Below are 14,876 nucleotides of genomic sequence, written 5' to 3' on the forward strand. Positions count from 1 at the left end.
CACGTTGTGCTCCTCTCACGGTTGCGATTAAAAGTGCAACATTTTATCGACTGGTAAAATAAAGACCGTTGCACCGCCAACTTGAACATTGACCGGTACAGAATTAGCAGCATTGTCAATATAGGCCGTTGGCGTCATATATTCCTGGCGGGTCTTCGCATTTGTTTTAATAATCTCTAATGCTTCATCCACCCGCTCATCATCGACCACAATCATAAACGTGGTGTTTCCTTCATGAAGGAAGCCACCAGAAGTGGCCAACTTAGTGACCCCAATTTTATTTTTTGCTAGTGCATCCCGAACTCGGTTACTGTCCTTCGGTTGCACAATCGCCATAATCATTTTCATAAGTTCTTCCTCCTTTACGATCCTTATTCAAGGTTGAAACGATTTTGAATCATTTCCTGCACCATATTAATAACCGTTGGCAGCGGCTGACTCGCGTCTATTAGTTGAATTCGCTTTTGGTGACGTTGAGCTAAAGTCAGGTAAGCATTCCGCACATCCTGGTGAAATCGTAGTTTTTCCCGATCTAATCGGTTCACCTGATTTTGCCGATGTTTACTAATCCGTTCGAGTCCTAATTCTGATGGAATATCTAAATAAATGGTTAAATCAGGGAGCAGTCCGTGAATGGCAAACTGGTTTAATTCCCAAATATCATCAGCACCAAGGTGACGTCCGCCACCCTGGTAAGCGACCGAACTATCAACATACCGATCACTCAAAACAAACTTTCCCGCCTGTAATGCAGGCTCGATATCCTCAACAATGTGTTGACGACGGGCCGCAGCAAATAACAGTGCTTCTGTCCGTGCATCCATATTCGTATTGTGATCGTCAAAAAGGATCTGCCGAATTTGTTCTGAAATTCGGTTACCACCCGGCTCGCGCGTTAATAAGACGGCTTGCTTCCCATACTTTTGCGTCAGCCATTCTTGAATCGCGCTGATAACACTTGTTTTTCCCGCACCATCGGGCCCCTCAAATGAAATAAACCTTCCTTGCATATCTACTTCTCCTAATGTTGGATGACCCCATCATTAAGGTGCCCATGTGCTTTTCTTTTCCGGGCCCACTGATAAAGGTACATGTACTTGCATTCCTGCAGTTTAGTCCGATCAGTTAATTCGCTATCGACGTGACCTTCATACACAGCCTGCTCCGTTTCGCGTGCCTGATTCCAACTATCTTTGGTTACATAAATTAATTGCATAAGTTGACGATTACCGATTTTTCGCATCCGTTGCGGATCATTTTTAAAGAGCATGTCTACATCTCCGTTCTTCCTTGAACCGCCTTGAATAAAGTGACTTCATCAGTGTAGTCAATATCCGCACCTGCAGACAAACCATGAGCAAGTCGAGTGACCTTAATTCCCGCAGGCTTCAACAACTTAGCCAAATACTGAGCAGTTGTTTCCCCATCCATTGAAGCATTGGTAGCAATAATTACTTCCTGAACTTCTGAATGCTTTTTCAAACGCTCAATTAATGATGGAATGTTTATATCCATCGGACCAGTTCCTTCACTCGGGGAAATAGTCCCATGTAATACGTGATATAAGCCATGATACTCATTCATCCGCTCCATGGCCATTACATCACGCGAGTTTTCTACCACTACAATGGTCGTTTGATCACGCCCTTGATCCTTACAAATTGGGCATGGATCGTCTTCGGTAATGTTTCCACAAATCGAACAATAGTGTAGATCCTCCTTAACTGCGACCAAAGCCTTAGAAAAATCTTTGACATCGTCTTCATCCATGCCGATGGTATAAAAAGCTAGGCGGGTTGCGGTTTTCTCCCCAATTCCTGGCAATTTCATGTAACTCGCAATCAATTTAGCAATTGGTTCTGGATACTGCATACTACATCCCTAGTCCCTTAGTGTACTTACCAAGCTTTTGCTGCGTTGCAGCATCCACTTTTTGGAGGCCGTCATTGACCGCGGCCACAACTAAGTCCGTTAACATTTCAACATCGTCAGGATCAACCGCTTCCGGCTTAATTTGCAGGTCAACTAACTTTTTATCACCGGTAAACTTCGCACTCACCATGTCGTCTGGTGCAGTTCCAACAAATTCTTGTGATGCTAAGTCCTTTTGCTCTGCCATCATCTGCTTTTGCATTTTTTGAGCTTGCTTCATCATTTGTTGCATATTCATTCCGTTCATTCCGCGCATTGTTTTATTTCTCCTTTATTAATACCATTAATCATTCTTAATTTCGACATCACCAGTGCCAAAAAATTTTTCCGCTTGGCTGGTGATTTGATCATGTTGCTTTTGCTGACTCGTCTTTACTGGATCTTTTACTTGAGTGGTCGACTGCTTTTTAAAATAACCACGATCGGCCAGAAAATCATGCCGAATTTGTGGCCATTTTCCACTTGGGACAAACGCTACATGCCGTTCACTACCAGTAATCTTTTCCAGTCCTTGATTGACATCATCAGCTAAATTACCTACGGAAGCTTTTTGTAGTAGAAAACCATTATCAAATGCTACCACAACCCCATCTGGACTAGCCGCCACCGGCTTGGAGAGTTCAATCAGTGACCGATAAGCTGGATTCAGCAGATTTAAAATGTCCGGCCACATGTTTTGCAAATCAACTAAATCTTGCTTGGTAGCATGATCTAAAATTTGGTAAACCTGTTCCAGATTAATCCGCACTGGTTGACCAGTTGGCGCCGTCTTTTTAGGTTGCACCCGGGACTGATTGACCGGTGGGGCTTGCTTTGATAACTTTTGCACCATCTGTTGCAAAGATTGAACCTGTTGCTTCAACTGATCAATTTCTTGTTGATCGGCAGTCCCAGTTATCGATGGTTGCTCACTGCTAATTTGACTCAATCGAATCGTTAATACTTCCAAATAGACATCTGGATGGGTAGTAAAACGCATTTCATCTTGAACTTGATTTAAGACATCAATCATCTGGTAGAGTTGTTGAGCATTAGCTAACTGGCTAAGTTCTTGAAAGTCCGCTTCTTTTAACCCTGTTGCTGCTATTTCAATGAGCTCCGGTGACTCTTGGTACAACAACAAATCACGAATAAAGGAAATTAAGTCCTCAATAAAGCGTTGCCCATCTTTTCCTTGACCCAAAATCTGGTCCATCGTCTTCAAAGCAGCAGGGCCTTCATGGGTAGCAACCTGTTGAAAATACGTTTGCAACAACTTTTTAGTAACACTTCCTGTTACTAGCAAAGCATCATCTAATGTTACATCATCATCGCCAAACGATAATGCCTGATCAAGAATACTAAGTGCATCCCGCATTCCACCTTCAGCTGCATTCGCAATCACCCATAGGGCCTTTTCTTCATACTTAAATTTCTTTTGATCCAAAATGTACTTCATTCGGTCAAAAGTATCCTGCGGTGAAATCCGATGAAAGTCAAACCGTTGCACCCGGCTTAAAATTGTTAACGGAATTTTATGTGGTTCAGTGGTCGCCAAAATAAAAATAACGTTAGCTGGTGGTTCTTCTAAAGTTTTAAGTAGCGCATTAAACGCTCCCGTCGATAACATGTGGACTTCATCAATTATATAAACCTTATAATCTGCTTGAGTGGGCGCATATTTAGCCTTATCACGAATATCACGGATCTCTTCCACACCATTATTAGAAGCGGCATCAATTTCAATGACATCGTTTAACGTTCCAGCAGTAATTGATTGACAAATCTCACATTCGTTACAAGGTTCCCCGTCTTTTTGATGGTGACAGTTAATCGCTTTGGCGAAAATTTTGGCTGCCGAAGTTTTACCAGTCCCCCGGGGTCCAGCAAAGAGGTAAGCATGACTAATCTGATTTGTAATAATCGCATTTTTTAACGTCTGGGTAATGACTTGCTGACCAACAACATCAGCAAACCGCTGTGGTCGCCAAACTCGATACAATGCTTGATAGCTCATAAATTTCCTCCTTGACGAACAAACTTCTGCTAAACATTATACTAGGTTTTACTCACGGGATAAAAGCGAAATCTTGACTTCATACAACAAAAATAAACGGGAGGGGTCAATGGTCCCCTCCCGTACAGCTACTATGTAGTGATATTTTAAATCTAAAAAGAAAGGGACTGACAATTGCCAGTCCCTTGAGTTAATTTCATATCAACTTAGAGCACAAAACACATCAAACTTAGTGCTGCTTCCTTCCGGATCTGACACGGTTCGTAAGCGCGTTCTTGCTCTAAGGCCTTACGGCAATAAATATTATACACTATTTTTTAGGTAAAAACTAGTCTTGTCCACGGTTTCTTTTTCGTTTTGCTAATTTTTTTCTTTGGCGAATTTCACGAAAAAAGTGTTTTAACATCTGACTACACTCATCCTGTAACAACCCTTGATGAACCGTCACTTGATGATTTAGTCGGGAATCATTCAGTAGCGTATATAAACTATTGACCGCTCCAGCCTTCGGATCCGGTGCAGCATAATATACTTGGCGCAGGCGTGAATGAATAATTGCACCACTACACATAATACACGGCTCCAAAGTAACGTAAAGATCGCAGTCTTCTAATCGCCAACTATGGAGAGCATCACATGCTTCCATAATTGCTAAAATTTCAGCATGATAAATACTCTGCTGATATTTCTCACGCATATTATGTCCCGCTCCAATAATTTGTCCATCTTTAACAATGACCGCCCCAATTGGGACCTCACCTAATAACTCTGCCTGATGGGCTTCATTAATGGCTGCTCGCATAAAGTCCGCTGGTTCCGTATAATTAGGCATCCCCATGTGTCACCTCCAAACAACAATTCGTGGTCTGTTTTCTTTCTATCATACCTAATTTCAAAATAAAATCGACCGCTAATTCGATCATTTCTCTAAAATTGATTTAAAAAAGTTGAAAAACTAAAACGCTTTGCCACCACCATATATGGTGGATTATAAAAACCAATAACACAATATCTGCTGTTTACACGTTGATTTTTTACCGAAAAAAGCTATACTAAGAAACATCAATTACAAGATTTAGATTAATCTTCGGGAGGATGAGAGTGATGGTAACTGTCTTTTCAAAAAATAATTGTGTCCAATGTAAAATGACCAAAATGTTTCTCAAACAACATAATGTTAGTTTTGTAGAACACAATATTGATGAACAACCAGAATTTATTGAACGGCTTAAAGCTGATGGCTTTCGTGCCACCCCTGTGGTTAAGCTTCCTAACGGCGATGCCTTTTCTGGATTTCGTCCTGACATGCTGAAACAACTTGCCTAAGGGTTTCAAGCTGAACAGGCACCGGTAAATATACAGTGCCTGTTTTATTTTTGCTATTTTTAATCAACCTAAAAGATAAGAGAGTGTGAATTTATGGCTTTATCAGACATCGACCTAACCAAGGTTAAGTACTTTGATTACAACAACGAAATCAACATTCCTAAGAATGGTCAGATCCAATTAGACAAAGACAAGTTAGCATTAGACGATTTTATTAAAAACAACGTTGAACCAAATACCAAGCACTTTGCTTCTGTTCAAGAACGACTAACGTGGCTAATCGACCATGACTATCTGGAAGAAGGGTTCATCCGTCAGTATCGTAACGAATTCATTGACAAATTATATGATTACTTAAAATCTAAACACTTCCATTTCCATTCATTCATGGCAGCATACAAATTCTATGCTCAGTATGCTTTGCGGACGAACGATAAGGAATATTACTTAGAAAATTATATCGACCGAGTAGCAATGAATGCACTCTACCTCGCTAATGGAAATGAAGACTTAGCAATGGACTTAGCGCATGAATTAATTAATCAACGTTATCAACCAGCTACCCCCACCTTTCTTAATACGGGACGTAAACGTCGGGGTGAATTCGTTTCTTGTTTTGAAATTCAAACCACGGATAACATGAATACCATTGGTCGGACCATTAACTCCGCTCTCCAACTATCCAAGATTGGTGGTGGTGTTGGTATCAACTTGACCAACTTGCGGGAAGCCGGGGCCCCAATTAAAAAGATTAAAGGTGCCGCCAGTGGCGTGGTTCCAGTTATGAAACTTTTGGAAGATGCATTCTCATATTCTAACCAACTGGGGCAACGGCAAGGCGCCGGGGTTGTGTACCTCAGTGTCTTCCATCCAGATATCGTCGAGTTTCTTGGTGCCAAAAAGGAAAATGCCGATGAAAAAATTCGAATTAAGACTCTTTCACTAGGGGTTACCGTTCCTGATAAGTTCTATGAACTCGTTGAAAACGATGAGGATATGTACTTGTTCAGCCCTTATGATGTGGAACGGGTCTATGGTGAACCATTTGCCTACGTTGATATTACCAAAGAGTACGATAACCTAGTTGCTAACGATGAAATAACCAAAAAGAAGATTAACGCCCGCGACCTTGAAGATGAAATCTCTAAACTACAACAAGAGTCTGGTTACCCATACATCGTTAATATTGATACCGAAAATCGTGCCAATCCGATTGACGGTAAAATCATTATGAGCAACCTTTGTTCAGAAATTGCCCAAGTGCAAAAGCCTTCCGTCGTGAATGATGATCAAACCTACCAAGAATTAGGGACGGATGTTTCGTGCAACCTAGGTTCCACTAATATTGCAAATATGATGGAAACTCCCGACTTTGGTAAGTCAATTCGTGCTATTACCCGTGGTTTAACCCATATTTCTGATATTGAAAACCTGGACATTGTTCCATCAATCAAACGCGGAAATGCTCGTTCGCATGCAATTGGACTTGGTGCGATGGGCCTGCATGGTTATCTCGCAAAACACCACATTCAATATGGTTCTCCGGTGGCTCTGGAATTTACCAGTGTCTACTTCATGTTATTAAACTACTGGACGTTGGTTGCTTCGCACGAAATTGCCGTTGAACGACAAGAAACGTTTGCTGATTTCGCCAAAAGTGCCTATGCGGACGGTTCCTACTTTGATAAATACATTACGAAAGATTGGGGTCCGCAATCAGAAGCTGTTCAAGAACTTTTTGCAGGAATCTTTATTCCGTCTATTGACGATTGGAAACAATTGAAAGCTGCAATTATGAAGGACGGTATTTATAATGCTTACCGGCTTGCGGTAGCACCTAACGGCTCCACTTCTTACATTGGCGATTCAACTTCCAGTCTTCAGCCGATTATCAACAAAATTGAAGAACGGCAAGAAAAGATGATTGGTAAAATCTATTATCCAGCTCCGTACCTGAGCAACGACACAATGCCTTATTATAAATCTGCTTATGATACTGACATGCGTTCAGTGATTGATACCTATGCAGCTGCACAGCAACACGTTGACCAATCGCTTTCCATGACACTTTTCATGCGTTCCACCATCCCTGAAGGAATGTATGAATGGAAAGACGGCCGCACAGATAAGATGACCACTCGGGATTTAAACATCCTCCGTCACTATGCTTATCAAAAGGGCATCAAATCAATCTACTACATTCGGACATTTACTGACGATCAAGACGAAATTGGCGCTAATCAATGTGAGAGTTGCGTAATTTAGTCAACACGATATAATTACTAAGGATTTAATCGTTTTATTAATAAGGAGATAACGAATGAAAATTAAAAACTATCAGGCCATCAATTGGAATGAAGTTTCCGATATGATTGACAAAGCCACCTGGGAAAAGTTAACCGAGCAATTCTGGTTAGATACCCGAATTCCTGTTTCAAATGATTTGGATGATTGGCGTGAATTAGACACTGATCACCAATGGACTGTTGGCCACGTTTTCGGTGGTTTAACCCTTCTAGATACCCTTCAATCTCAAGCAGGATTAACTGCTTTAAAAGAGGATGTTAAGACGCAGCACGAAACGGCAGTTTTAAATAACATCCAATTTATGGAATCCGTTCACGCCAAGTCATACTCCACCATCTTCTCCACCTTAAATACTCCAGATGAAATTCGTGAAATTTTTGACTGGTCAGATAGTGAAGAATATTTACAAAATAAGGCTGTTAAAATTGGTAACATCTACTTAGACGAAAGTGTTGACCCTCTGAAGAAAAAGGTTGCAAATGTCTTCTTAGAGACGTTCTTGTTCTACTCTGGTTTCTACACTCCACTCTACTATCTTGGTCATAATAAGTTGAATAACGTTGCTGAAATCATCAAATTGATTTTACGGGATGAATCAGTTCACGGAACTTACATTGGCTACAAGTTCCAAGTTGGTATGCGTCAACTAACCGAAAAGCAACAACAAGATATGAAAGATTGGATGTATAACTTCCTTTACGAACTATACGACAATGAAGGAAATTACACCCACCTGCTTTATGACCAAATCGGTTGGACTGACGATGTCTTAACCTTTATTCGTTACAACGCCAACAAGGCCTTAATGAACCTTGGTCAAGACCCACTGTTCCCAGATACTGCTTCTGATGTTAACCCAGTTGTTATGAACGGAATTTCTACAACCACTTCTAACCATGACTTCTTTAGTCAAGTTGGTAATGGATACCGACTCGGTGCAGTTGAAGCAATGAACGATAGCGACTACCACGTTAAAGATCCTAATGCTGGTAAAGACCGCAATTCTCGTAATTAATTATGGTTTCTAACCGCGACATTAATTGTCGCGGTTTTTTTATACCTACTCATGGCTGCAGCAAGATTTATTTTTTAATTTTTGTTAGTCATTTCACAATCTATACCAGATTTATGTGTAAACGCTATCATTAGCATCGGTATAGCCTTTATATTTCTGACTCTTTCGTTCACTGCGAAACCTTGTGAGAAAGTTGTTTTACCAGTCTTGTGTTTTTTCTTCACAATTACTATTTACATTTCAAAAATATTTTGTATACTGTAATTGTTCAGTTATTAACAAACTTTTTCAATAACAAGGGAGAATTATTATTATGGCTGATTCAAAAAAGAAAGTTACCGAAGCAACCGCGACTGATCAAGCTGCGGAAGCTAAAAAACAAATTGATGATTTAATGGATAAGAGTGAAGTTGCTTTTAACGAACTGCGTAACTTCACCCAAGAACAAGTTGACCATATCTGTCAAGCCATGGCCCTCGCTGCTGAAGAGCACCACATGGAACTGGCAATGGAAGCTGCCGAAGAAACTGGCCGTGGAGTTGCTGAAGATAAGGCCATTAAAAATATCTACGCTAGTGAATACATTTGGAATAACATCCGTCACGATAAGACCGTTGGTATTATCAAAGATGATGATGAAAACCAAACTATTACCATCGCTGACCCACTAGGGATTATTGCTGGGGTGGTTCCAGTTACTAACCCCACTTCAACGGTTATTTTCAAGTCAATCATTTCTTTGAAGACGCGGAACACGATTGTCTTTTCAATGCACCCACAAGCATTAAAAGCCTCTATCCACACCGCCCAGATTCTTGAAAAGGCAGCTGAAGAATCCGGTGCCCCAAAGAATGTCATTCAATGGATTACTAAACCATCACGTTACGCAACTGTCGACCTTCTCCAACATGAAAAGACAGCAACCATCTTAGCTACTGGTGGTCCTGGCCTGGTTAAAGCTGCTTATAGCTCTGGTAACCCAGCATTGGGGGTTGGCCCTGGTAATGGTCCAGCATATATCGAACGGACAGCTAACATTCCACGGTCTATTTACGACATTGTTCTTTCAAAGACCTTTGATAATGGGATGATTTGTGCTTCAGAAAACTCCATCGTGGTTGACGATGAAATCTACGATCAAGTCAAAGCTGAACTGAAGAAGTGGAATTGTTACTTCATTAAGCCAGACGAAATCGATACCTTCACCAAGGGCTTCATTGATCCTAAGCGCCATCAAGTTGCCGGACCAATCGCCGGTCGTTCCGCAAACGACATTGCCGAAATGTGTGGTTTGAAGAACGTTCCTGCTAATACCAAGGTATTGATTACTGAATATGAAGGAGTTGGTGACGACTACCCACTTTCAGCAGAAAAATTATCCCCAGTCTTAACCATGTACCGAGTTCACTCCCACAAAGAAGCCTTCGACAAGTGTAAGGAACTTCTGCATTATGGTGGTGAAGGTCACACGGCCGCTATTCACACAACAGATGACAGTTTAGCAACTCAATACGGGTTGGAAATGCGGGCTTCCCGGATTATCGTAAATTCACCTTCTGCCCTCGGTGGAATTGGTAATATCTATAACAACATGACCCCATCATTAACCCTGGGTACTGGTTCATATGGTAAGAATTCCGTTTCTCACAACGTTTCTGACTATGACCTCTTAAACTACAAGGTAATTGCAAAACGGCGTGAAAACCGGCAATGGGTTAAGATTCCCCCAAAAGTTTACTTTCAACGGAACTCATTAAAGGAATTGCAAGACATTCCAAACATTAATCGGGCCTTTATCGTTACCGGTCCCGGAACTGTCAAGCGTGGTTATGCGCAACGAGTAATTGACCAACTTCGTCAACGTCCGCTGGAAGCACACTTCCAAGTATTTGACGAAGTTGAAGAGGATCCATCAACGGATACTGTTAACAAAGGGGTTGCCTTAATGCGTGACTTCAAGCCGGACACAATTATTGCCCTTGGTGGTGGTTCACCAATGGATGCCGCCAAGGCAATGTGGATGTTCTATGAACACCCAGAAACCAGCTGGAATGGGGTTAAGCAGAAGTACCTTGATATTCGGAAGCGGGCTTACCAAATTGGTAAACCACACAAGGCTCAATTCATTGGGATTCCAACCACTTCTGGGACTGGTTCTGAAATCACTTGTTTCTCCGTTATCACGGATTCCAAGACCCATGTTAAGTACCCATTAGCTGATTACGCCTTAACTCCTGACATTGCGATTGTTGATTCACAATTCGTTGAAACTGTGCCACCAAAGACCACTGCTTACACTGGACTAGATGTCCTTTGTCACGCTACTGAATCATACGTTTCAGTAATGTCCACTGATTACACTCGTGGTTGGTCACTGCAAGCTATCAAAGGGGTTATGGAAACCTTGGCAGCTTCTGTGAAGGGTGATCAAGATGCACGGCGGAGGATGCACAACTACTCAACGATTGCCGGAATGGCCTTTGGTCAAGCCTTCCTTGGTATCAATCACTCTCTTGCCCACAAGATGGGTGGTGCCTTTGATCTTCCTCACGGTCTCTGTATTGCAATTGCCCTTCCTCAAGTAATTCGCTTCAATGCTAAGCGTCCACAAAAGCTGACAATGTGGCCACACTACGCTACTTACCATGCTACAAAGGATTATGCAGACATTGCACGGTTCTTAGGGTTAAAGGGTGACACTGATGAAGAATTAATGGAAGCCTACGTTCAAAAGATTATTGAATTAGCTCATGAATGTGGTGTAACGTTGAGCCTTAAGGCCAACGGTGTTAGTCGCAAAGACTTTGACAAAGCCGTTGATAAGTTGGCTGTGTTGGCTTACGAAGATCAATGTACTACTACCAACCCAGTTGAACCATTAGTAAGTCAACTGAAGGAACTCTTAGAACGTTGCTATGATGGTACTGGTGTTGAACCACAAGACAAATAGTATAAATTAACTATTTAATCCGGAATGTCGCTTGGCATTCCGGATTTTTATGTTATGATAATGGTGGAATTTTAAGAACGGAGGAAGCTCATGAAACAAGCATTAACAATCGCCGGTTTCGATTCAAATGGAAGTGCCGGATTAGCTGCAGATCTACACTCATTTTATGCGGCGGGAATCTATGGTCACGGTGTTTTAACTGGTGTCGTGGCGGAAAATGCAACAACAATTACTGCATCCACCACTATGTCGCCCAGTTTTATCAAAGAAGAATTTGATGACCTGGCTGAATTTCACATTACAGCTGCTAAAACTGGAATGCTGGCCAATTCAGATATCATCAAAACTGTTGCAGATTGCTATTCTAAGGCTACCTTTGGACCCTTAGTGGTTGATCCGGTCATTATCACTAAACGTCACAATCGACTCCTCAGTAATGACGCCTTTGCGAATTTTTGTCACCAATTAATCCCTTTAGCAACAGTATTAACGCCTAACTTTACCGAAGCTGAAGAGCTTCTCAACCACGACTTTAATAATCAGGATGACATCATTACCGGGGCCCACCAACTGCAAGCAATGGGCGCTCAAAACGTGGTAATTAAAGGCTCCCATGATCACAACCAGCCACTTATTCATAACTACGTTCTCTTAGCCGATGGCACTGATTTTTGGATGGATAATCGGTTCGTTAAAACTAATAAAGTAAATGGAGCTGGCGATTCTTTCTCGGCCATCATTACTGCTGAACTAGCAAAGGGCCAACCCGTTGCTAAAGCGATTAAACGCGCTAACCAGTTCGTTGACGTCGCTATTCACCATCCGCTAGCGGTTGGTCAAAACTTTGGGCCTATTAATCACTGGGCAGGAGAAAAATCGTTCACCAATGACAGCGATTCCATAGATGGATAAAGCAAAATTTGTTACACTTAAATCAACTAATCACTTTTCTTGGAGGTTCATTATGAAAGCCGATACCTATTTTGATCATGAACATATTAATCAAGTCTTGGATGAAATGGAAGTTTTAGTGATTGGAATGCATGATGGCGAAAGCATTTATCAAACCCCCGTTCACTTTGGCTATGAAGAAATTGATGGTCAATATACCCTTTGGTTCCATGGTGACGATGCCCACACTACTGGTCGATTACTCGCTGCTAATCCCCACGTTGGCTTTGAACTGGACGGTGGACAAAAGTTTCGCCTTGTACCCAAACCATTCCATTACAGTGCTGAGTTTAAAAGTGTCATTGGCCAGGGAATTGTGACGAAAGTTACTGACCATCAAGAAATGCTGCATGGTCTCAACGTTATGACCGATCATTATATCAAAGAACATCCTGAATTTACGGAACGGATGTTAGGTCAAGTAACCGTTTGGCGACTTGATGCTAATAAAATTTCTGCGCGAATCCACATTCCTGCGGGGCTTAAAGACATGCAACCAGGAGAAAAATTATCTGGTCCAGAAACCGTTTATGGTGATCCCAACACGACAGTGGACCTGGATGCACTTGCGAGTGCTTCGCAAAATGCCGATTATTCAGATGTCTATACTGACGACCATTCAAACGATGATCCATCTAAATAACCATGTAAAAAGAGCGAAGGTGCTGACAAAATCAGCTCCTTCGCCTTTTCTTTACTTAGTTAAAGGGATCCCACGTGTACTTTACACGTTGACCACCAACCAGTTTGGGTCGTGAACGCAAGTAACGAGTATGGGCTTGACCAACAGTATCAATCGTTGTTCGAACTGGAATTTGAACTGCCTGGACGTGCATGCCAATATCGCAATCCCCAATGTCCATCCCAGCTTGGGCAGTAATGTGTTCAACTTCCACTGGATCATCAAACCGTTCAAACGCAGCAATTTGGGCCGCTCCACTGGCGTTAACTGATGGATAGACCGTTACAATTTCCCAACCGTGTTGTTTAGCTACTCGTCGTTCCACCGTTAGGGCCCGATTAATTTCCGCGCAGCCCTCAACCGCCAAATGAATGCCCTGGGGTACCAAGATATCCACTAAAGTATTAACAATGGTTCGTCCAACATCTACTGACGGTGCTCCGCTTAGTTTTACTCCTGCCACTTCACTCGTCGAAATGCCTAATACAAAAGTATCCCCTGCGTGTAGATTAGCCACCTTCAGTAACTCTTGCACTCCTTGGGTCACTTGTTGCCTAACTTTAGCTAAATCAACTGTCATGATCATCACCTCACGAATATTTTACCGGATTTGAAACCGCTCTCGCAACCACCATTAATTATTTGCAACTGTGCTTTCTCTGGCCACCAATTTTGATGGTAGGACCACTTGCCACGGCACCGTCCGCCGGTTCCGCCACCGATCAAGTAGCAATCTAACTGCTGCCCGCCCCATTTCATTACTTGGTGCGTGAACTGAAGATAATGAAGGTACTAGGTAAGACGCTACTTGTGAATCGTTAAAGCTGACTACCTCGATATCTTCAGGAATTACCAAGTGATGCAATTGAATGGAACGATATGCACCGATTGCTAACTGGTCACTAGCAACTACTACCGCGGTAGGAATCGTATTACTATCCAATATTTCTTCCATTGCCTGGTATCCCTCATGAGTACTCCAGTCGGTCGTTAAATTTTTGGAACGAAGGCGATGAATCTGCATCCAATTAAGGTAGGCCGTGGTGCGGATATCAGTAATCTGCTCACCAGTGATTCCCGCCTTCTCCATTCGATTAATTGCACCGCCAATGAACGCGATTTGGCGATGTCCCTGTGGGTAAAGCATGTTCAGCGCTCGTTCGGTTTCGGCATGGTAATTATTACGAACTAAGTCAAATTGATCAAAATAACGGTACTCATCCACAACTACCAAATTACGATTGCAACGGTAAACACTATTCAAAAAGCGCTCGCTAAACGTTCCAATGATAATTACTCCGTCAAACTTGCTCACTATTTGATAATCAAAATTAGGATTTGGAAAACGCACAAAGGCCCCAATCTTGATTGCCAGTGTAGCAGCTTCATCATGAATTCCCTCATCAATCGTCGCAAAATACAGGTCACGGGTCTCTTGACTACTGGTTAATGAACACAACACAATTATTTCCCGATCTCGATGGGGCAGTGACTGTACCATTTCATGATGTTCGCGCGGATCGTAATGGAGCTTTCTGACCACCTCCATTACCCGCTGTCTCGTGGTTGACCGAACCGAAAATTTTTTGTCCTGGTTTAATACCCGGGAAACTGTTGCCGGAGAAACCCCCGCTTCTTTTGCAATATCACGAATACTTGCCATTTGTCTTCTCCTTAGCTCCTTTTGTTTATTAGGATAGCACTAAATGTTTACTAA

The 14,876-nt window shown here is 42.1% G+C and carries 15 protein-coding genes and 1 other RNA gene; 6 read left to right on the top strand and 10 right to left on the bottom strand.

Annotated features, from left to right (window positions below; all coding sequences use genetic code 11):
- Window positions 1–27: 27 nt before the first annotated feature.
- The 8 genes from HMPREF0501_RS06070 to tadA form a co-directional block, all read right to left on the bottom strand.
- Window positions 28–348 (bottom strand): cyclic-di-AMP receptor, encoded by a 321-nt coding sequence (locus tag HMPREF0501_RS06070; protein ID WP_006917032.1) that lies wholly within the window; start codon window positions 346–348, stop codon window positions 28–30.
- A 23-nt stretch (window positions 349–371) separates the two neighbouring features.
- On the bottom strand, window positions 372–1,010 hold the full coding sequence (gene tmk, locus HMPREF0501_RS06075) for a dTMP kinase (RefSeq protein WP_006917033.1): 639 nt from the start codon (window positions 1,008–1,010) through the stop codon (window positions 372–374).
- 11 nt (window positions 1,011–1,021) lie between these two features.
- A complete protein-coding gene (locus tag HMPREF0501_RS06080) occupies window positions 1,022–1,270 on the bottom strand; it encodes a YaaL family protein (protein ID WP_006917034.1) in 249 nt (82 codons plus the stop codon).
- Window positions 1,271–1,272: 2 nt separating this feature from the next.
- Window positions 1,273–1,872 carry a recombination mediator RecR gene (recR, locus tag HMPREF0501_RS06085; protein ID WP_006917042.1) on the bottom strand — a complete coding sequence of 200 codons (600 nt, stop codon included), beginning with the start codon at window positions 1,870–1,872 and terminating at the stop codon, window positions 1,273–1,275.
- Window position 1,873: 1 nt separating this feature from the next.
- A complete protein-coding gene (locus HMPREF0501_RS06090) occupies window positions 1,874–2,188 on the bottom strand; it encodes a YbaB/EbfC family nucleoid-associated protein (protein WP_006917045.1) in 315 nt (104 codons plus the stop codon).
- Window positions 2,189–2,215: 27 nt separating this feature from the next.
- Window positions 2,216–3,928 (bottom strand): DNA polymerase III subunit gamma/tau, encoded by a 1,713-nt coding sequence (dnaX, locus tag HMPREF0501_RS06095; RefSeq protein WP_006917046.1) that lies wholly within the window; start codon window positions 3,926–3,928, stop codon window positions 2,216–2,218.
- A 200-nt stretch (window positions 3,929–4,128) separates the two neighbouring features.
- Window positions 4,129–4,215, bottom strand: an RNA gene (gene ffs / locus HMPREF0501_RS08785) — signal recognition particle sRNA small type.
- A gap of 41 nt (window positions 4,216–4,256) precedes the next feature.
- On the bottom strand, window positions 4,257–4,766 hold the full coding sequence (tadA, locus tag HMPREF0501_RS06100; RefSeq protein ID WP_006917047.1) for a tRNA adenosine(34) deaminase TadA: 510 nt from the start codon (window positions 4,764–4,766) through the stop codon (window positions 4,257–4,259).
- A 266-nt stretch (window positions 4,767–5,032) separates the two neighbouring features.
- Here tadA and nrdH point away from each other — a divergent pair, with 266 nt between their 5' ends.
- The 6 genes from nrdH to HMPREF0501_RS06130 all read left to right on the top strand — a co-directional run bounded on the left by nrdH (window position 5,033) and on the right by HMPREF0501_RS06130 (window position 13,120).
- Complete coding sequence (nrdH, locus tag HMPREF0501_RS06105; protein WP_006917048.1) at window positions 5,033–5,254, top strand: glutaredoxin-like protein NrdH; 222 nt, start codon at window positions 5,033–5,035, stop codon at window positions 5,252–5,254.
- A 93-nt stretch (window positions 5,255–5,347) separates the two neighbouring features.
- Window positions 5,348–7,519, top strand: a complete 2,172-nt coding sequence (gene nrdE / locus HMPREF0501_RS06110; protein ID WP_006917049.1) for a class 1b ribonucleoside-diphosphate reductase subunit alpha — start codon at window positions 5,348–5,350, stop codon at window positions 7,517–7,519.
- 55 nt (window positions 7,520–7,574) lie between these two features.
- Window positions 7,575–8,576 (top strand): class 1b ribonucleoside-diphosphate reductase subunit beta, encoded by a 1,002-nt coding sequence (gene nrdF / locus HMPREF0501_RS06115; protein WP_006917050.1) that lies wholly within the window; start codon window positions 7,575–7,577, stop codon window positions 8,574–8,576.
- 313 nt (window positions 8,577–8,889) lie between these two features.
- Window positions 8,890–11,526 carry a bifunctional acetaldehyde-CoA/alcohol dehydrogenase gene (gene adhE, locus HMPREF0501_RS06120; RefSeq protein ID WP_006917051.1) on the top strand — a complete coding sequence of 879 codons (2,637 nt, stop codon included), beginning with the start codon at window positions 8,890–8,892 and terminating at the stop codon, window positions 11,524–11,526.
- Window positions 11,527–11,616: 90 nt separating this feature from the next.
- Window positions 11,617–12,438 (top strand): bifunctional hydroxymethylpyrimidine kinase/phosphomethylpyrimidine kinase, encoded by an 822-nt coding sequence (gene thiD, locus HMPREF0501_RS06125; protein ID WP_006917053.1) that lies wholly within the window; start codon window positions 11,617–11,619, stop codon window positions 12,436–12,438.
- A gap of 52 nt (window positions 12,439–12,490) precedes the next feature.
- Complete coding sequence (locus tag HMPREF0501_RS06130; RefSeq protein ID WP_006917054.1) at window positions 12,491–13,120, top strand: pyridoxamine 5'-phosphate oxidase family protein; 630 nt, start codon at window positions 12,491–12,493, stop codon at window positions 13,118–13,120.
- A 55-nt stretch (window positions 13,121–13,175) separates the two neighbouring features.
- Here the strand turns inward: HMPREF0501_RS06130 and HMPREF0501_RS06135 are convergent, their stop codons facing one another.
- A complete protein-coding gene (locus HMPREF0501_RS06135; RefSeq protein ID WP_040456016.1) occupies window positions 13,176–13,739 on the bottom strand; it encodes a TIGR01440 family protein in 564 nt (187 codons plus the stop codon).
- 54 nt (window positions 13,740–13,793) lie between these two features.
- Window positions 13,794–14,822, bottom strand: coding sequence for a LacI family DNA-binding transcriptional regulator (locus tag HMPREF0501_RS06140; protein WP_006917056.1), 1,029 nt, complete (start codon window positions 14,820–14,822; stop codon window positions 13,794–13,796).
- Window positions 14,823–14,876 lie beyond the last annotated feature (54 nt).

The sequence above is a fragment of the Limosilactobacillus coleohominis 101-4-CHN genome (genome assembly GCF_000161935.1).
Taxonomy (GTDB): domain Bacteria; phylum Bacillota; class Bacilli; order Lactobacillales; family Lactobacillaceae; genus Limosilactobacillus; species Limosilactobacillus coleohominis_A.